General features: G+C 42.2%; 1 protein-coding gene. It reads right to left on the bottom strand.

All coding sequences use genetic code 11. From position 1 onward, the window contains the following. Window positions 1–33: 33 nt before the first annotated feature. A complete protein-coding gene (locus G633_RS0101435) occupies window positions 34–21,675 on the bottom strand; it encodes an MBG domain-containing protein (RefSeq protein WP_026518875.1) in 21,642 nt (7,213 codons plus the stop codon). Window positions 21,676–21,722 lie beyond the last annotated feature (47 nt).

Raw genomic sequence — 21,722 nt, 5'->3', positions numbered from 1 at the left:
TGGAAATGTATTATGAAGTTTTACCACCCTGAATTAATTGGTTTCCTGATTACTATTGCCATTTGCATTATCAGCAACATATCGTGTCTGAAGAATAATCAGAATACCTGCAATAAGTATCAGTGCAAACCATAAGCTGTAGTGTCCGAAGAAGCGTATGCTTCCCATATGCTCCGTAAGGATCAGGAGTATCAGAGATGCAACTGATGTTACAATCACATATGGCTTACCCCACTTCTTTCTCTTAAGGAATGCCAGAATTCCAAATGCAATAACAGCCAGCGTTGCCAGGAAGTCAAACAGTATAAATCGTCTTATCTCAACTGATAAAGGCTTTCCATCTGCGGCAATTACATAACCATATGGATCAAGCATATCCTTAAGTTTTCCTTCTGTATCACAGATCAGCTTGTAATTCTTATCCGGATCAGCATTAAATGCAAGAGAACCATCAGTAATACTCTCATTTGGAATAAGGATAATGTTACCATCCTCATCAACGGTGAGCAGATAATAATCTCCTGATGGATAATTCTCTCCACCCTCAAGATCAATGGATATTATTGCATATCCTGAACCATCTCCATCTGTTGCAGTTTCTTTAATGTTTACATAACCCAGATCCTTAAGTCCCGGTGCTACCTCTTTTAACTGATCAATAGCATCTTCAAGAGCATTCTTTATAGATGAAGGTAATTCCTTATCCGGATCCTTAGATACACTTGCATCAACAATAGGTAACTCTTCTTTCTGATCCTTGGATACCTCTTCACCTGTGTCGCTATTTACAGGCTTTGTCTCCTCGGTTGGAGGAACTTCACTCTGGTCAGATTCTGTATCTTTTGAAGTTTTACCTTTATTTGTTGTTCCCGGTTTAACCTCTTCAGCAGGAGTTGCCGGTGTAGGTTTCTTTTCAGGTGTAACTACTGCAGCTTCGGCTGTATCTGATTCTGAGTTATCAGAGCCTGAACCGTTATATGAGCCTGATCCATTATCAGAGCTGTTATTATCTGGTGTTACAGGAAGCGTATCCTTATATGCTATCGCATATGTTGAGAATCTGTCTGTACAGAAGGTCAGTGTATTGTCACCGTTTTCCTGAGGTGTGACAACAGTAGTTTCTCCACCATGTACGATAATGATGTAATAGCTTCTGGTTCCGCCTGCCGGTACAGCTCCAAAGGATGATGGGATATCTACTGTAATCTCAATCTCATCATTTGCTTCAGTCAGACGCTGATTGCTCTTAACAGTTCCATCTACAGTTACCTTCTTAAAGAGTCCGATATCAAGATACATGTAGTCATCTGCTTCAACTGCACTTGTTACTTTGGCTTTGTCACTCGATGATACTGAACTGTCAATATTTGAAACAGTCAGATAAACACATACTTCGTAACTCTTTCCTGTAGCAACTGCAGTCTCCAGATACTGCTTTTCTGTAGTACTGAGCATTTCAACTGCCATTTCTTCAGTCAGGTTCTTTACAGTCATTTCAGGTACATTGTCTGCAACACGAACCTCTGTAATGATATCACCGTGACCATCAACACTCTTGACTCCAGTGCTGTTTGATATCTCCTTAGTCTTATTTCCTGAAGGATCTTCTTTCTCAGTCACTGTACGGATAACAGTTTTTCCGTCGTCATCAACATAGGATGTCTTTGTTTCAGTGGTTTTTTCTCCGTTTGGCTTTTCCGTTACAGTTACAGTCTTGTCAGTTGTGTTATCGTCCGTCACTTTTCCGGAAGCATCCTTGGTAACCTCACGAGAAGTCTCAGTCGTTGTTGTAACTGTATTTCCGTTTTCGTCTACTTTCTGTCTTGTATCCGAAGAAGTTGTAGTCTCTACGGTTCCTGTAGCATTACCCATTGCATCCTTAGCTGTCTCGGTTGATTTTACAGTAGTCGTCTCATAAGGATTTCCTTCAGAATCAGTACCGGTCGTTGTCTTTGTTGTTGTCTCAGTTTCAGTGTAACCGGTAATATTTCCTTTTCCATCCTTAATAGTTTCCTGAGTATTCTCGTTAGTGGTTGTGATGGTCTTACCGTTTATAAAGGTCTGTGATGTGGTTTCGGTCTGAGTTGTCTGCTCTTTTTCCTCAGTCACCTTGCCATTCTTATCCCGTGTAACTTCCTTGCCGGTTGTATTTGAAGTTTCAGTTACAGAACCGTTTGGATTATGTGTTGTAGTACCCGGTGTTGTCACATTCTCTTTTTCAGTTGTTGTTCCATCAGCATTATGCGTTACAGTGCCATCCACATACTGAGTTGTTGTGTTTCCGTCCGGATCTGTAGTCTTTTCCTCGTAAGCATATGTCTTATTTCCGGACTCGTCTGTGGTGGTTGTGCCTTTTGTCTCTACAACAGTAATTTCACCGGTATCGGGATTGGTTATTGTCTCCTTTCTATTCTCATCTGTCTTTGTTGTTCCGTCATCTTCTTTAGTTGTTGTCTCTGTAGATTCCGCATGAACCGTCGTTCCATCCGGTTTCCTTATATCTTCTTCCTTCTTAGTTGTTGACGTACTTCCATCAGCTGAGGTTGTCGTCGTCTCTTCTGCAGTTATCTGTGTCTTTTCACCGTTTTTATCCGTTATGGTCTCGGTAGTACTATTTGTATCAACAATGGTACCATCCGGATTGGTAGTAGTAGTTCCGCCTATGATCTTCTCGGACGTATCACCATTTGGATAAGTAGTGGTTTCCTCAGTATTATAGGTAGTTGTCTTACCATCTGCAGAAGTATTACTTGTAGTATCGGAAGTTGTCGTTGTCACATTTCCATCATGGTCTTTTGTGACTTCTGTTTTAGTCTCATGTGTTGTAACAGATCCATCACCATTCTTAATACTCTCTCCTTCTGTTTCGGTCTTTGTTACCGATCCGTCAGGATTTGTCACTGTTGTGCCTGTCTCATACTCAGTCTTTTGAGCCTCGTCAGTTCCTGATGTGGTCTTTGTCTCAGTTACAGTCTTATTTCCATTAGGATCTGTGACTGTTTCCTTGGTTGTCTCTGTAACCTTCTCAGTTGTATTACCGGAAGCATCCGTAACAGTTTCGGTTTCCGTTGTGGTTTCTGTCGTTGTAACTGTTCCGCTTGGTGTCTTTACCGTCTCTGTCTTTTCTTCCGTCTTTGATTCGGTAGACTCTCCCGTCACAGGATCGGTCACTTTAGTTACCGTTTCCTTAGTATCTGTAACAGTCTTTGTACCTGAGTTGTCCACTGATGTGACAGTCGTATTTTCTTCCTTTTCCTCTACTTTATTGCCATCTTCGTCAGTGTAAGTCTTGGTATCAGTATCTGTCTGTGTGGTTACGGTATTGCCATCAGGGTCTTTGGTTGTTACGACCTTCGTCTCTTCTGTTTCAGTGACAGGATTTCCATTTTCATCCTTAGATGTATTGGTGGTCGTATCAGTCTGAGTTGTTACATCATTACCCTGCGCATCCTTGCCTTTTGTGGTCTCATGCTCTGTAACAGTTTCATCACCGGTTTCCTTATCGGTATACGTCTGTATCTCGCTATCCGAGGAAGAACCATCTGCATTTTCCGTATGGATGTTCTCTGTTACCAAGGTTCCTATTTCGTTACCTTCTGCATCCTTTATTGTTGAGGTCGCATTCTCTTTCGTAGTCTCTGAGATCACATTTCCGTATGGGTCAGTCTTTACTGTAGTGCTCTCAGTTCCTTCGGTATGAATGTTCTCCTTGATATTACCTGATGCATCCTTAACAGTAGCATCCTCAGTGACAGTTGTTGTTGATGTTTCTGTCTTGTTACCAGAAGCATCTGTACTGGAAGTGGTATTGGTTGTCTCCTCGGTATGAGCTTCAGTGATATCGGTTACTTTACCTGAGCCATCCTTAGTCGTAGTTTTTGAATCAGTAATCGTATTCTCAGTAGTTGTATCACCGGTCGTTACTGTAGTTGTGGTAGAGTCACTAACAGTTGTCTCTGTCTGTGTAACCTTACCTGAAGGATCCTTTGTAGTCTCAGTTACAGTCTCTTTAGTCTCTTTTACCGGATTACCCTGTTCGTCCTTTGAGATTGTTGAATTACCGGTCACCTCAGTAGTAACAGAAGATCCATCAGGCTCTGTAACTGTCTCAGTACCTTTTTCTTCCACTGTCTTAGTGCCATCGCTGTTTTCTGTTGTCTTTGAAGTATTCTCGGTCTTAGTAACAGAACCGTCATCATTATTGGTAACGGTATTGGTCTTTTCCTCAACCACATCGTGACCGTCTTCATCTTTATAAGTTACTGTTTCTGAACTGGAACTGTTACCTTCGTTGTCAGAAGACTTTTCAATAACAGTAGTCTTCTCTATTTCAGGATTTGTATCATCCTCGCCTTTTGCAGTTTTTTCTGTCTCTGTTGATTTACTTGCAACATTTCCGTCAGAATCAGTAACAGTTTCCGTTACTACTGTTGTCTCTTTGATTAAAGGTTTTCCTTGGTCATCAACTACAGGATTACCCTCTTCATCAACAACAGGATGCTTAATATTTTCTGTTACAGTATCCTTTGTACCTACAACATTTCCTTCAGAATCAGTAACCGGCTCTGATTTTTGTGTTGTTTCATCTGAAGATATAAGGTCTCCATCAGGATCTCTTACAACTGTTGAATCAGTCTCAGTTACAGTAATGTTTCCTGTATCCGGGTCAACTTCAGTCTTTTCTGACTCTACAGTCTTAGTGACATTACCATCTGAATCCGTAGTAGTTGTCTCAGTCTCTTTCAGAGTTTCAGAGATATCGCCGTCTGAATCTGTCTTTACTTCAGATGTCTCTTTGACTGTATTACCATCATTGTCTGTTGTTGTTACAACAGTGGTCTGCTCTGTAGATCCGTTAGGATTTTCCTTAATGGTTTCCTCAATATCCTCATCATATTCTGTGGTGTTTCCAGAAGCATCCGTAGTCGTAACATCTGAATGAGATGTTGTCTCAGTTGTACTGCTGGTCACATTACCGGATGCATCCTTCTGTTCAGTGACTTTTGTGGTTTCATCAGTCTCTTTTTCAGTAGTAGAGATAACATTACCTGATGCGTCCTTAACTTCTGTCTTTTCAGTCACATTACTTTCTGTAGTAACTGTAACTGAGCCATCAACCGGATCAGTCGTTGTTGCCGAATCTGACTTTGTCGTTGTTGTTACAGTCTCAGATCCTGTCGCATGACCTTCTGCATCATAAGATGTTGTCGTCTCTTTTTCAGTAGTTTCAGAGTGTGACGTACCGTCTGGCTTAGTTACAGTTGTATCCTCTACTGTTATTGTTTTCTCTTCTTTAGTACCATCCGGATTTGTAACTGTAGTTGTAATGCCTGTATTAGTTGTTGTCTTCTCTGATCCATCTGTTTCTTTAGTTGTATGACTATCTGCTGTTACTTCCGTTTGAGTTACGGTTCCGTCAGCTCCTATATCAATAGAACCATCTGTAACTTCTATCTTCGATGTTCCATCCGGGTTAGTTGTTGTCTTGGTTATTGTATAGTCTGAGTTACCGTGTTCATCAGTTTCTCTTTCTGTTTCTGTAACTACCTTTGTTTCTTTTCCGTTCTCATCTGTAGTGATTTCCGTAACTGTTTCATCTGTTTTGGACGATGTTATATTATCGTTTTCATCCTTATTAGTTACAGTCGTACTCTCAGTATTCGTTACAACGGTGTTGCCGTCATCATCAGTATGAGTTTCAGTACTCTTCTCCTCGGTGGTTACAGTCTTATTACCATTGTCATCAGTTACGGTTGTTTCAGTAATGGTTGACTCTGAGATTTTGTTGCCATCTTCATCTGTAGTCTCAGTATCAGTACCTTTTACTTCGACTTCACTTCCATCCGCATAAGTAATTGTCTCATCGGAATCAGTGGTCTTAACAGTAATCGGATTACCATCTTCATCAGTAGTTTCAACCTCTTTCGTGGTCTCAGTCTTTTCTGATCCTGAAACAAAATCTCCGTTTTCGTCAGTCACTACTGATTCTGTGGTTGTTGTGGTTGTACCATCATCATTTAAAACAGTATCTGATGTTGAAGTTGTTGTCTCAACCAGCTTGCCTGTTGAATCTTTTGTAACCGTTACTGTCTCGGAATGTGTACCGTCTGCTGAAGTATTGGTTGTAGTGGTAGTTGTTGTACCGTCACTGTTAACAACAGTTGTTGTCTCGGTATCGAACATTTCGAGGCTGCCCGGCATATACGTTATCTCGTAATTATCAGACTCATATCCGTACGGCGTGATCTCATAGAATCCTGCAGGATCGCCAATACCGTAATTTGAAGTATATGCAAGTTCTCCGCCTAATACAGATTCATCTTCACCTGCTTTAAAGCCTGAGTAGGTTACGCCGCTGCCTGTAGGAACAAATCCCACTTTACCTCTTGATGCTTTAGCTGTTACAGTAAGCGGAGCCTTACGTATCTCAATAACCTCCGATCCTGAGATCAAGGTCTTTTCAACACTATCTTCCTGCGTTGCAATCACATAATAGTAGATATTCTCTGATCCGGCATTCTTGATAACAGGAGAAGTATCTGATGCATTTCCGCTTTCTACTGCGTTTTCTACTTCTTCCACCGTATCATAAGCATTTGTGCTGTAATAAATTTTTGTCGTAATGCCTTCGCCTGCTGTCACATCAGCCTGCAAGCCGTGGAACTGACCATCGTATAATCCTGTTCCTCCGCCTGTCATCTGAGTGCTTACGGAAATATCCAGAGATGTTACATAGTAGTTTCCGCTCTTGATGGAAATATCATAATATTCATTATCAGTTATCGACGTTGTATCATCTGCAATATTGTAGGTATTTGATACTCCGCCAGCATTGATAGTAACCTTATTAACTTTGGTCGTATATGTACCGGCCACATCTTTATCGGCATCTGTTATTACTTCTGCCGTAACTGTATCACCGGATGCCAATGAACCTGTATAAGTTGCTTCAGTGCTCTTAAGCGTCTCACCAACTTTCGAATATGCATCATTTGCATAAACACTCAGCTGGCCCTTATAGATTATGAAAGGTACTGCTTCGCTGATAAGACCATCCCAGTTATTTCCGCCCTCGACAACTGCCTTCACATAATAGGTTCCCGGCTTTGTAGGACGAACGTTGGTATATTCACCGGCTTCTGAGGTGTTATACAAATACTCAACCGTGCCACATTTCGCATCGGCATATGGCTGAGCGCCTTCTTCGCCATAATTGTAGTTAGGCATGGTAAGGCCTGTCAGCCAGGTATTGGTAACAGCGTTAATTTCCCAATCCAGAGATCTTGTGGGCTCTGATGCACCAATTGTATAATTTGCAGAATCATCTCCAATAAGTGAATCTACCTTTGCAGTATACTTGCCGACCTCTGTCGCAGAATTGCGATATATGCCTGCTGCAGGATCTTCATAGCTTACTGACAGAGTATCTCCGTTCTCAAGTCCCAGAACAGTTGCTGCTACTTCATGAGCATCTCCATCGTACAAAAATGCCTTACGTGACCAGCCAAAGGTTACTTCCTTTGGATTAACCGTAAGATTTCCGGAATTATATACAAAGCTGTAATTTCGCTCAGTTGCGCTTTCCGGGTAAGTTACCAAAGGAGTTATTGATCCTGGATATATTACTGCATTTTCATACTGTGCATAGTCGTAATTATAAGAAACAATGAGTTCCAGACTATCCGCTGTATCAACACCAACGAATCCGTCATATGTAACACCACTGTTATCCGGTTCATCACCGTATGCAATAGTCTTATCGTTTGCAGTAACTGTAACCTGCTTAGGCTCTATAACAACGTTCTTAGTGCCAAACACAGGATCTGCGTCAGCCGCTACCACTGCATAATATACAGGATGAGTTCCTGCTGCAGAGAATGTAGGTGAAGAAGCATCTCCGTTAATGTAGTTAGTAGTATTCAGAACGTTCTCTGAATAGTAAATCTTTGTTCCGTTTCCGGATGCTGTTACAGTAATTCCATGAGCTTCGCCGTCGTAAGTTCCACTATATCCTTCTGCATTTATCGTGATCTCCTCTTGAGCCTTAGAAATATAGTAGGTTCCAGCATGGAAAGTAAAGTTATAATTCGGTGCATTGTCACCTGTTGCTGTAAGTGTTATAGCATATTCTCCGGCAGGTGTTGTCTTGGTAATCTCAGTTGCCGTCGATGCAGCGATTGTAACCTTACCATTATCCAGATCACTCTTAAGCGGCTCTTCCTGTAATCCGGAAGACTGATATGTAAGCACCTTAGGATCATCACCAAAGGAAGCAGCTATATCGTCTGCAATGACGGTTACGGATTTCTTTTGGATCTTAAATGGCACATCTTTAGTAAGGCCATCGTAATTATCCGTACCCTGAACCTCAGCCTTCATCACATAATTTCCGGCATTAGTTGGCTGTCCGCCGGGTTCAGTCGCACCATCTGCTTCACCTGTCTTAGTAGTTCCATCACTATGGTAATAAGTGTATGTTATCTCACCACATGCTGCCTCACCTACAGGAGTAGACGGCATATCGCCATAAGTCCACTGAGTGTTAGGCACAAGAGTCGGTTGTGTGGTAAAAGACTGTCCGGCATCTGCCTGAGCCTTTGTGATGCTCCAGTTATGTGTAGCTCCGGATGTAACAGTATAATTGGTATAGTTTACACCACCATAAGTAACAGCTGTAGCTGTATAATCGCCGACAGCAATACCTGAATTTGCGCTATAAGCCACAACGTTAACCACATCTGAACCGTACAGCGCTGAAGAATCCGCTACAGCAGTCACTATGTGCTTATTTCCATCGTATACGAAACTGTTTGCTGACCAGGTCAGAGTTACCGATCGTGGAGCAACGGTAAACGTAGCTGTATTGTAAATCAGATTTACATCCTCCTTGGGTGAAAGAGCTGATATTACAACTGTATAACTTCCCTTTGGATCGCCAGTTGAATAATCCGTTGTATAGTTTGGCGTGCCAGTAAAGTAAGTTGAATAATCTGTAGGATCCACATCTGCATAGGATACAGAATCTGTACCGTTTATTACTGCTTTCTTAACTGTATATGTAAAGTAATTATCAGGAATAGCATTTCCATATACTATTTCAGTACCTGATACCACAGGTGTCAGATATAGTATTGTCTTACTCTGAACCTCTGAAGCAGGTGCAATAGTAAACTCAATCAAATCAGAAGTTAAAGCACCGTAATTACTTCCCGCTCCAATAGTTGCAAGCATATAATAGGTACCGGCCTTTGTAGGCTGTCCGCCGGCAGTTACTGCGCCGCCTTCGTTATCACCGGTTCCTGTCATTGTTGTTCCTGCAGCATCAGTGTAATAGGTAAATACAGTGTTTCCATAAGTTGCACTTCCCTGTGGAACAGATGCAGTAAGTCCTACTGTCCAACCGGATATTGAAGGTGCAATCTCCCACGTATTTGTGGCAGCTGTTATGTTCCAGTATGCTGACAGATTTTCACCACCTGTAAGTGTATAGTTGCCTGCTTTGGATCCACTAACAGCAGTTGCAGTAGCAGTATAGTTTCCTGCTGCTGTTGCCTTGTTTGCAATCATTCCATTCAATGCATATGAAGATACATAAACATTATCGCCGTTAACGATATTGGAAATTGCAGCAGTTACTTCTCGTTCAACTCCGTTATACTCAAATGAAAGAGTTTCCGGCCAGCTAAGGTCAACCGCACGAGGATTAACTGTAAGTTTTCCGTCAACATAAGCAGCACTATAATTGGCTGATACATTTACACCGGAATCTAAATGTATCTTGTACTCTCCTACAGGATTGTACTGTACATAGTCCGTAGTAAATACTGGTGAGCTGATAGTTGCAGCATCAACCTGGCTATCACCGCTTACCATACCGGTAATAACTATATCGTTTGCAGAAAGCTGTGCCAATGCGTTCTCCGGAGTGTCTCCATATGCCATCTGCTGATCTGCACTAACAGAAATTGTCAGGTTTGCAGGGGTAATCTCAACCACATAGTTTCCGGCTTCAGCGTCAAAATTATCAAATACCGCGCAATAGTATACAGTATAAGTTCCCGCATCTTTGAACTTTGGTACTTCTGTTGTTCCGGCATTGTAAGATGTTCCGTCCAGAGTCTGAGTAGTACTGTAATAAACAGTTGCATTCGGATGGAGGAACAGGCCTGTCTTTGCAGAGACTGTACCTGAATGGTATGCTCCATCATAAACGACCTTAGTTCCCTCTGCTACAACAGTAAGCGTAGCTTTAGTTACTGTGTAATTGCCTCTGAAAACATACAGATCATAATTGGAATTTTCATTCCATGTCATGGTTATGGCATCCTCATAAGTGCCAATATCATAGCCTTTACGAACAGATGTCACAGGTTCAAGATTCATAGCATCTGCATACGCCTGTTTCTGCTCATCAGATAAACTCAGAGGTGTGCCGTTTTCATTTACAAAATCATAAGTTAATGTGGCCAGTGTCTGATTATAACCACTGGATTTGTTATCCATTTTTACATATACAGTCTTAGGAACAATTGCAAACTCCAGTGTAGCTGTTCCGGTGTAATTACCGGTTCCGCTTATCTGAGCTTCTGCTGTTCCGGCATTTGTATTATGTAAATAAGAAACTGTATATGTCACATCGTCATTAGCCGAATTTAATGTGATCTGTGGCTCTTTTGCAGTGCCGTCATATGTAAGAGACGACTGTGCCAAAGTAAACATATCTGCTGTTACAGCTTTTGAAACAACTGTCAAAGTTCCGGGATTATATGTAATAGCGTAATTGGACGCAGTCAGTCCCTGTGGAATTATTTGATATGTTCCAACACTGCTTCCGGCCTGATAAGCGTTGTTCGAAGCATCCTTATATGTAAATGCAAGCTCGCCTCCAAGAACACTCTCGGTCTCATCATTTACAAATCCGGTATATGTAACATCAACTGCAGGCGCACTTTCCCCATAGGTAATGGACGCGTCATCAGCTCTGACAGTAAGAGCTGCCGGAGTTACTTTAACCTTTGCAGATCCGCTCACAGAGGTATATCCCGGTGCATCAATGTAATAATAGATTGTCTGGCCTTCAACAGCTGTTACATTCTTAATTTCAGGCTTTGTTGTGCTGCCACTGCCATAATTTGCTGAGTTAAGCGCAGTTGTTGTTGAATAGTAGATCGTGTATGCATCCGCATCAAGGTCAGCTCCGCCTTCTTTCTTAACTACAGGCTCAGCTATTGAATGTCCGCTTCCGTCATAAGTAGCTACAACGTCTGTCGGAGCAGTTACAGCAAGGGTTCCCTTCGTAACTGTATATTTACCATTGACGAAGGTCACTTTTATATTAGAATTTTCGTTTCCGACTGTACCCGTTATAGCATCCTGATAAATTCCAACAGGCGAACTATCTGTCACACCACTTACAGAAGCAGTAATTCCAAGTGCTGTAATTTCTTCAGGTGTAACTGTTCCCTTGATCACTGCAGAATCATAGGCATTTGCGCCAGCAGGAACAGCGGGTGTTGTTCCGTAGGCACCATTGGAATCTTTCATGGTAACGATAACTTCTGCCGGCATGATATCGAAGGTATCTACCTCAGTGCCTTCCGTATTAAGTGCGGTATAATCATTAGTTCCAGCTACGTAAGCATATACTTCATATGTTCCGGCTTCTGTAGGAACGACTTGAGTCTTCTTGTTAAAGATGTTCCAGATGGAATCTTCATGCTTCTTGTACTTAAATGTCACTTCACCATACAGAGCACTTCTGATTGGATCAGGCGCAATATCTCCATAATACCAGCCATGCATAGCAGGTTCTGTGCTTTCAATCCAGGCATTGGTTGCCTGTTTAATCCTCCAGCTACCAGAATTTGCTGCAGGCAGTTTGTAGTTTGATGCCTTAGCACCGGAGAGAGTCAGAGCTTTAGCTGTATAATCTCCGGCATGAATCTGACCATTACCCTCATAACTTCCTACAGTGATAACATCACCATTTACGGTTCCGGTCACAGTTGCCGTATGACTCTGAGGATTTCCGTTATAAGTGTAGGTCTCAGTAGACCAATCAAGTCCTACTTCTTTCGGTACAACTGTAAGAATGCCGGTGCAGCATTTGAACTCATAATTCTGTGATGTAACTGCATCACCATTCAGATTTATTACATAGTTTCCTGCCGGATCAAACTGATTATAATCAGTAGAGTACGTGAATTCTCCGGTATAATTTACATTGCTTAAGCCAATAAGTCTTGCAACTTTGTTGATAAATTCGTCATTTTCTATGGAGAATCTAAGTTTCATACTATCAGGCTTAGGAGCACCATATGTAAATGTACCATCATAATATGGTGTTACATATACAGTGGTCTTCTCTCCAGCAGTAGCTGTGATAGTAAATTCAACAACTGAAGACAATCCAATATAATCACTTGTCTCATCTACTACAGCAATCAGGAGATAATTACCGGCTGTCGCAGTCTTGATATTCTCGAAGCTGATAATATCACCTTGCGTAATCAGACTCTCAACCTTAGCCATTGTCAACGGACTCGAAATACCAGCGATAGCAGTTTCTACACTACTCTTTGTTGTCGTACCAGACACTTTCGCATATAGATAATTTGCAGTTCCGTATTTTGCAGCACTACCCGGGGTGTTACCATCTGTCCATCCATTCGCATTCCATCCGTGGATATAAGGATTTACAGTCCATGTGTTTTTAGATGAAGCTGCAGGGTCAGTTGCTTTGACAATGCTATATCCGCATATTTTATTCTCTGTAGTGTCAGATATGCTGTAATTACTTGCAGCATCTCCGCCCAGCGATGCAACGGTAGCAGAATACGATCCTACAGATACTGCGGAAGCTGTGCTTCCATCAGTGTATGTTGCAACATATACATCATCTCCGCTGAATACATCACTAGCAGCAGGAACTGCCATAACGCCATGTGCTGTTCCATCATAAACAAATTCCTGTCCTGTTGTGATTACATTTCCACTCAGATCTTTCCAGGTAAAAGAGCTAATGGATTTTGGTACGATTTCAAGCTCACCGGCATAATAACTTATCTCATAATTCTTAAATAAGCTGTCACTTCCGGCACCTGAAACAGACGGTGTGATCACATAAGTTCCCACCGCTTTTCCAGGTGTGTAGTTAGAGGATGAATAAGTTATAGTTCCATCCCAACTGTTTACTTTTGTACTATCATCATCATCAAAACCTACAACCGTCACATTAGAAAGTACGGTCTCGTTCAGTGATGAAAGCGCACTTCCATATGCCATGGTATGCTTCTTGGCAGTCATGGTCAGATTTTTAGGATATATGGTAACAGTAGCTGATCCACTGATACCGTCTGAATAGTTCTGAGATGTTGCGTAGTAATATACTGTATGTGGATTACTTGCCGCTCCGGATACTGTAGTAGCACAGGCATCTGTAAATGTCGGTGCTGTAGTTGAACCGTCGGTTAAGTAATTATCCGCTGTAAGCGCTGTTGTAACACTGTAATATACAGTTACAGCATTTGTCATATGATCAGTAGCAGTTACTGAAATACCATGACTATCACCATCATATACTCCACTGTAAGGATTTGCTGCCACTGTAATATGACCTGTTGCAGAAGCTTTTGTAACCTCATAATCAGCCGGCTCTACAGTAATTGCATAATTGCTGTTTTCTTTGTAAGAAACTGTAACAGCACCTGTATAGGTACCTGCTGCATATCCCTTTTTAACTGAGGTCGCTGCAGAAATATCGAGTAAATCCACATCCTCATCGGTCATGATGTATCCAACTTTTGTATAGGAGAGTTCTGCAATATCTTCACCATATACACTTGTTGCAACATTTGCCTTTAGTGTAAGAGGTGCAGGAGTAATCTCATAATTCAGAACCTTCTCTCCCTTATAATTAGAACCTGTAGATGGAGTAAAAGTAGCTGTCGCTGTACCGACATTTACATTATTCTCGCAGATAAGGCATACATCATAAGCTGTGATAATGTTTTTAACAGCATTTCCTTCTTCCGGAATGCTCTGATTATCTGTAATCGTATATTCCGGAATCTGCTCATCGCCGTTATAAACCATATCGTTAAGTGTAAATACCACATCCTCTGAATTAATGTCCTTAGGAGTAATATTCACAAGGATTGGAGATACCTCAACAAGCTTATAGTCCGGAGCTGTATTTCCGGCCAATGCTATGGTTCCTACATCTACCTTCCTGCCTTCTCCTGCATCCGGATATTTAACCATACCGGTACTTCCGGCTGCCAGGTAGACGTCATCTCCTTCAACCTTTCCAATCAGCTGTACAGCATCAGTTGTAAGGTCAACTATTCTGCTTCCGTTATATTCACGGTCAATCGCCTCAAGTCCATATACCTCGATTGTAAGAGGCTCAATTACATAACTCTCAGAAACTGATCCGTCATAGTCACCGATACCAGTTGCCGTAACTGTAACGGTACCTGCATCAATAGCATTATTCTTACTTCCTGTATTGTCCTTTCTTCCAGTTGCAGTAGTATTGTTGGAATAAGAAAGAACGTAATCTTCTCCTTCATTCAGAGTAATTATTCCCGGTTCATTTGATCCGGCTGCCGGCTCTGTTCCTCTTCTGACTGTTGCATCGGGAATCTGAATCTTTCCATTATAGATATAGGCATAATTCGAGAGGGAAATCTGAACATTTTCAGACGCCTCTGAAAGCGATGTCCTATTCCACTGGGCAATAGCCGTCAAAGCACTTCCTATAGTCAGAGTACTTCCTGCAGGATATACAGTAGATCCTATCTTCCATCCGCCAAAGGTCTGTCCACCATTCAAAAGAGATGACTGCCCAAGAATAGTTACAGTATCCCCCTGATAGTAAACAGTAGAATCCTCAGGAACATCTCCTGTTTCAGAATCGGAATTACCAGCGCGTTTTGTATAAGTGATCGTATAGTAGTTATAAGAAGAGGTTGAACCTCTCTCTACATTTCCGCGGCTGACATTGTCAATGACAAGCTCTGCAGAGCCATTCTCACTGCTAATGTAAGTATAGGTTCCTGTTGCAGAACGGATCATCTCAGCGCCGCCGAGCTTGATAGATCCCATATCTGCAGGTGTTCCATTTACATAGGTCTTTACCGTAGTAGTATATCTGTTTATTACAGGATTTAAGGTATGATTTGACCTAAAATCAGTTGTAATCTCATTTCCTGAGCTATCCTTTGCCAGCTCATCATTTACATAGAGAGTATAGGTACCTTCATGCTCCAGGCGTATTGCTGTGCATGAATTACCATTGCGCTCAAGGTATATACGGTTGCCTTCAGCATCCTGTAAATAAGAGTTAACAATATCATCAGCTGTAAGACCGTTAAGAGTTAAGTTAACAGTATTCTTAAAATAGTTAACTGTGGCTACACTGCCATAGGACGCAGTTATGCCTGTTTCTTCTCCATTGATAAGTATCGGATATTCACCTTTGTTCGAGGCTGTCTTCCTTATACTTGAGGTAAAGGTTACCGTACTATTTTTAAGATTATCAGGAGTTACTGCAGGTCCACCGGTAAGAGCAAGCGAAGCAATGTCATAATCATTCCTTACGACTTTCACTCTGGCTGTCTCATAGTCAAACGTAGTTGAACTCTTATTATTAGAAACTGCATTAAGCCTCTCACTCTGCCCATTAACAGTAGCACTGGTTATGTTCGATTTATCAATTGTATAGGTATATACACCACCGCTTCCTGCTATAGAAACGCCGTTAATAGTGATATTGCCAACATTTTTATTAACTCCGTCAACCCTGGTAGTTATTGTATAGGTTGTATAAACAGTCTGAGCAGCAGGAATCGTAATTGTAGCTGATTTGTCATCAGCGCTTAAGCCGGATTTGGGAATAACACTGGCACTGATAACGATACTACCTGCTGTTCTTGCAGGAATAGTAAGTCTCTCTCCTTGCTTTAAATATGTTGTATTTGCTGTTGTTGTATCAATTGATGCATAGCCGGTTGTACCTGCAACATTTGTTGCGCAGGTCGTGACTTTCCAATACTGGAAATAGTAACCGCTTGCAGGTGTAAATCCGGGCATCAGAATTGACTGTGCCTGAGTTGAATAACTTGTATAGGTAACGGTCTTTGTTGTAGATGTACCGTCAATCTTACCCATCTTCTGATCAGATGAAGTATTTTTACCAATCTGGAAAGTTACATTGGATGTAGATGTATATGATGCAGAACCCGGGGTTGTTGAACTTCCGTTTCCACCGCCGGAATTACTGGTTGTTCCACCTGCACCTCCCGACTGGTCATAGTTTTCATTACTGGTCGAGCAGCCGTTTCCACCTGGATCCCTTGTTCCGCCGCCATTATATCCATTGTAAAGTTCTGAACGACCGAGGCCACCTTGTCCTCCACCGCCGCCACAACCGCAGTGTGCACATCCGTTACCACCGCAGTATGCTTTCGAACTTGCATAATCTACACAGCCGCCACCGCCGCCGCAGCCACCGCCGCCTCCGGTGCCACCTTTTCCAATTTCGGCGCCGACTCCACCGCCAGCACCACCGCCACCGCCGCCGCCTCCGCCGGCAACGTGATATTGCTTATCACTAAATTTAGTGCTGCTGGCACCTCTGCTTCCTGCAGAACCTCCATAACCTCTTGAACCTCCATTACCACCCCAAAGTGATGTAGTAATACCTGAAGAGATATTGATAGTACCACATGAATTAGCTGAATTTCCTGAAGAGCCAGCTGAACCTCCACGAACAGAACTATTTCTATTGCCATCTCCATTACCACTTATCCAGCCACTACCGCTTCCACCGGCTCCGCCAGCTCCGCCGTTTCCGCCGGGTGTGCCTATGGCGGCACCACCACCGCCGCCGCCTTGTCCACCGGCTCCGCCGCTGCCACTTCCATAACCATTTGAACCAACAGATCCCGCCGATCCGGAATGTCCCCATTCAGCATCACCACCAGCACCACCTGTTGCGTTCAGTGTTCCGCTACCAACAACATTCAATGTAGCGCCGCTTGGCACACGGATTCCTGCACCACCGCCATTGCCAGTTGATCCGGCGGCACCTTTTACAGTCAGCGTAACTCCTTGCGGAATCATAATCGTAACATTCCCGGAAATCGTAAGTCCGGATTGGCCACTGCCTGTTGCAGTATAATTTCTATCCCCATCGACCACATATGTTCCTGCTCCAAGGCTATAACCACCATTCGCATTTCCACTTACAGCAGAACTAAGCTTAGTATAACCACCGGTATCTGTGGTAATATTTGGAAGTGATGATGATCCCACATTACCGTTTTTATCCATTACAGTTACTGTCATAGTATGTGCTGTATCTGTCTCCGGATGCACAACAATATAAGCCCTGACAAATTCCTGCGCAGCAGCCATAGATACAGGTGAATTAAAGGTCAGCTTACCATCAGTCTGCGAGAATTGGAAATTTACTGATTCACCATTTATAGAAACATTACCGGAACTTCCTTTTGTACAGGTTGTAGTTCCGTTTGATGAGTAGAAAAGAACCCACTTAATAGATGCTCCTGATTCAAATCCTGAAATGGAAATATTGGACATGCGATAGTACTGCCCACTTCCACTCTGATTACCATTTGCATCTGTTCTTACATAGCCGTTTATCTTGACTGTTGGCTTCATAAAATGCGCATACAAATTGTAATTCTTTGTGATCGCTGTTGTCGTGAAGCCAAATTTTGTATAAGATGTCTCATTGCTGTTCCATGTAGCGGTACTCCAACCGTCAAACGAATACTGGGCAAGATATGGATCAGCAACCGCTGAAGCATAAGCACCATCAATAACATACTGTGTTGCATGTACCGAGGTAGCCATATTCTCATTGTAGGTATAATAGATAACTTTTCGTACCGTCAGTTCAAGCCTTTGGTTAGAACTGCTAATGGTCTGCTTCAAACCTCCGCTTACAATTCCGTCTATATTAAGCGTGTAGGGCATTTCACCAGAGCTTGTCCTTATAAGAGTATGAGGATGACTATAGGTGTAGGTTGTTCCGCTTCCGGTTCTTGTAAAGCTATTATATCCTTCTGAACCATTGGTAATGCTCATCAGGAAATCTTCTGAAACGCCCTTTAATACGATCACAGCTGTATAAAAATCAACGCTGGCTGTATGACCTTGGCTTGTTGCAGAAATTGTCTTTCCTGTATTTACACCGTCTACATAGATTTTTAAAACGCTCTCATTCATCGGAGCAATTCTAGTATAGATTACGCTGTTTCCACTGGTTTTGGAAGCTGTTGGAACCGCTCTGACATTGCCATTATCATCCCTAAGTTGAATATTAGCATCGGTCCACTGCGTGGAATCTGTAATCTGCACAGTAAGCGTGTAGAATTGATAATCCGCACTGCGATTGGTGGTCGAGAATACTGTTCCCATATCAGTTCCACCAACATATACATTAAAGTTTCCTTTATTTACCGGAACAGACAATGAAAATGTTCCGTTTGATCCCTGCATTGTATATACAGTCCTGCCATTTTGACGCAGCGTAACTTCACCCGGACTGTCACTTAGTGAATCATCCAGATAAGTTTTTACTTTAAAGAGATTATACTGAATTTCTTTGCTGACACTTACAGCGGAGCTCTTAGCGCTGACTGTTATTGTTTCACCCGAGTCAACTCCGCCAACATAGATATTATATGTTCCATTAACAACCTGTGTATTCTTATAAGTTCCGCCACTTCCCGTAAGAGTATATGCAGAACTACTATTTTTGTATAATTCAACCTTCTGTGAAGACCAGGCACTTCCATCCCGCTTCAGAGTAACAGTCACTGTACTCTGAATAGCTACCCAGTGTCCATATAACTTAATATCATCAGTAGGTATATAGGATGCGCCACCGTTTCCTACCTTTGTTCCTCCGGAAGAACTTGTATACCAGCCACTGAATGAATACCCATCTTTTGACAGTGCAGGAAGAGTTACACTATTTCCTCTATCTACAGTAACTGCGGAAGGATTTGCCACTCCTGACAAATTAGAGTAATAGGTAATCTTTGAAGAATTTGTTCGTGCGTAATACCAGTAGCCATCCTTTTTGGCGTAAACAATGCTTAACTTATTAGTACTTCCGTTAGGATAATATAACTTAGTGTCGTTATGAAGGACACAAGATCCGGTACCCCAGAATTTACCCTTTGTCATATAGAGCACGCCACCATAAACATCAATTCCATTGGCGTATACCGCACTCTCTGTTGTATCATTCTGGTATACTGTCATGTATGGACCGGTCTCAGTATTCTTATCACCTATGGTTAGTTTTCCGATGATTGTGACACCGTTTCCTGCCGCGTCATCGTCCCAACTGTATCCAGCTCCGCCTTTTTGGCTGGTCTTTTTTCCACTACTGGAACCAATACAAGTCAGATTACCTGTTCCTTTAACTGTAAGGTCACCTTCACAATATATACCGTCTGCTGAAGCAGCCTCCAGTGTTACATTGACTCCATCATTTACTACAATTGTGGTGCCACTTGGAAGACCTGCAGCTACCATTTTATATTTAGTATTTCCTGTTGCTTTGTATGAAAAATTACCTGTAAATGTTAAGGTTTTACTTCCCGGATTCCATTTCCAGTTTGAACCGCTCTGTTCTCCGCCGCTCAGATTTAAAAATGTTCCGCCAACCTGGTAATTAGAAGCAGCGTCTGTAACAATGATTTCATAAGGAATCTCTCCAACTGTAACTATCAGTCTTTCCTCAGTATCAAATGCCGTAACAGCCTTTGCAATCCATACTCCTTCATTGTTTTTTTCCACAACAAAGAGAGTGTCATTACTTCCTTCGGCACTCATAATATCTGAATCAGTGACAGCTTCACCATCAGCTGTTCTGATCTCGACTGTTTCCAGTATTTTTGTAAGAGGTATCTGGCCATCACCCTCAAGTACATATTGTAAAGTACCGTAGGTAAACTCAACCTGATAATATGAGAATCCATCTGTTGTAGCCTGTATGGCCTCAGTTGCATCATTGGAATTAAGTTCTTCTATTGTTTCATTGGCCTTATTTTCAACTTCATCACTAATCTCTGTTGACTCTGCTGAAGAAGCAAGCTCTTTTGCCTGAGATGCAATATCATCAGTAGAAACTGTAGTAGAGCTGAGCTTTTCAGCTGATGCTGCACCATCGGAGATGTGATAGATATCAGCTTCAAGATTTGCATTGGACACTTCTGTTGTAGCAAAAGACACTTTCACTTTGCCCTTGGTTGTATCCGGCTGTATCTCTTTTCCCTCATTGTCTAATATCTTAATATCAAATGTGTATGATGCAGCTACGTTTCGATCCTCATCACGCTGCTGTTCAACTGCATTATCAATCTTTCTCTGAATATATGCAGATTCAACCTTTGATGCCTCAAGGGTTGCGTCATCGGGAAATACTCCTTCATCTGCAAGAATTGTAATAACAACATCATCTACTGTCACAGAGCGTACGAAAGCCGCCTGCTCTTTTTCAACAATTGTTACTTTGATTTCCGGCAAAACAAGGCCTTCAGGCATTTCATATTCTTCTTTTATCTCATCGGGAAGAACCGGGATATAGACAAAAACATCCCCGGGCTTTTTAGAAGAGAACTCTTTTGCACTGCTCTTTTCTTCGTCGAGTTCCCATGTGATTCCTTCAATATTTAAAACTTCTGTCTGTATAGTAATATCTTCTGATGTACTTCTTGTGTTATCGGTATCATTATCTTCTTCATTATTTACATCATCAGAATTGTCTAAATCATTCTCTGCAGCAAAAACTGTTCTGGGAATAAATGCATCCAGAACATTTGAAAAATCTATATTAAGAAACGCACCATCACCAATAGCTTCTGGAGAACCACCTTCTCCGGAGCCACTTCCTTCATCACTACTATTGTTGGTTTCGCCACCTTCGGCAGGCGAACCTGTATCTGAGCCGGAATCTCCGCCTTCATTTCCGGAATTACCGCCTTCATTATTATTGGGGTTAGCCGGCTGACCACCTGTATTTGGATCTATAGGATCGCCGCCCTGTCCGGTATTGTCACCGCCGTTTTCATCACTGCTCGTCCCATCACCGGGCTCAGTACCGTCACCGGTCTCATTACCATCCTCCGGCTCTGTGCCATCGCCTTCACCATTTTCAGGATCAGTATTTCCCGTACCATTGCCTTCAGGCTCTTTATCCTTATCACTTGCAGGCTTAACAATGGTCTTGGTTACTGTCTTAATTTTTTTCTCAACAGTTACTTCAAGACTCTCAGGGAACTTGAGCTCTTCAAAACTCTTCCCCTGTATGAGTTTCTTGTATATCGTCTCTTCATCGAGCTCTGTGAATTTGACAATAGTCTTAGACATCACTATTTCTTCCGTAGTGGTCTCGGAAGTAGTATTTGTCTCATCAGACGTATTCGTCGCAGGCTCTTCACTTGGTGTCGTGATCACAGGAGGTGTCTCAGTAGGCTCCTGTGTCGGCTGATCAGGTTGCAGATCAAGATCTTCAGTACTTGCAGCATATGCTGTTATGCCGCCATAGTCTATGCTGGTAAATATCAGCGCAAACGATAGCACATATGCCAGTCCTCTCGTTGTAATGTGGTGGTGGTTTGTTTTCTTCATAATGGCATCTCCATAATTGAAAATTAATTTTGGACATAGACGTCCTA

Origin of the sequence: Butyrivibrio sp. FCS006, assembly GCF_000424525.1 — a bacterium.
Taxonomy (GTDB): Bacteria; Bacillota; Clostridia; order Lachnospirales; family Lachnospiraceae; genus Butyrivibrio.
The sequence above is the reverse complement of the archived record's forward strand: the minus strand, read 5'-3'. Positions and strand labels throughout refer to the sequence as shown.

Bases quoted from the DNA above. Each gene is read 5' to 3' on its own strand.
- G633_RS0101435 (WP_026518875.1), bottom strand. From the start codon at position 21,675: ATGAAGAAAACAAACCACCACCACATTACAACGAGAGGACTGGCATAT.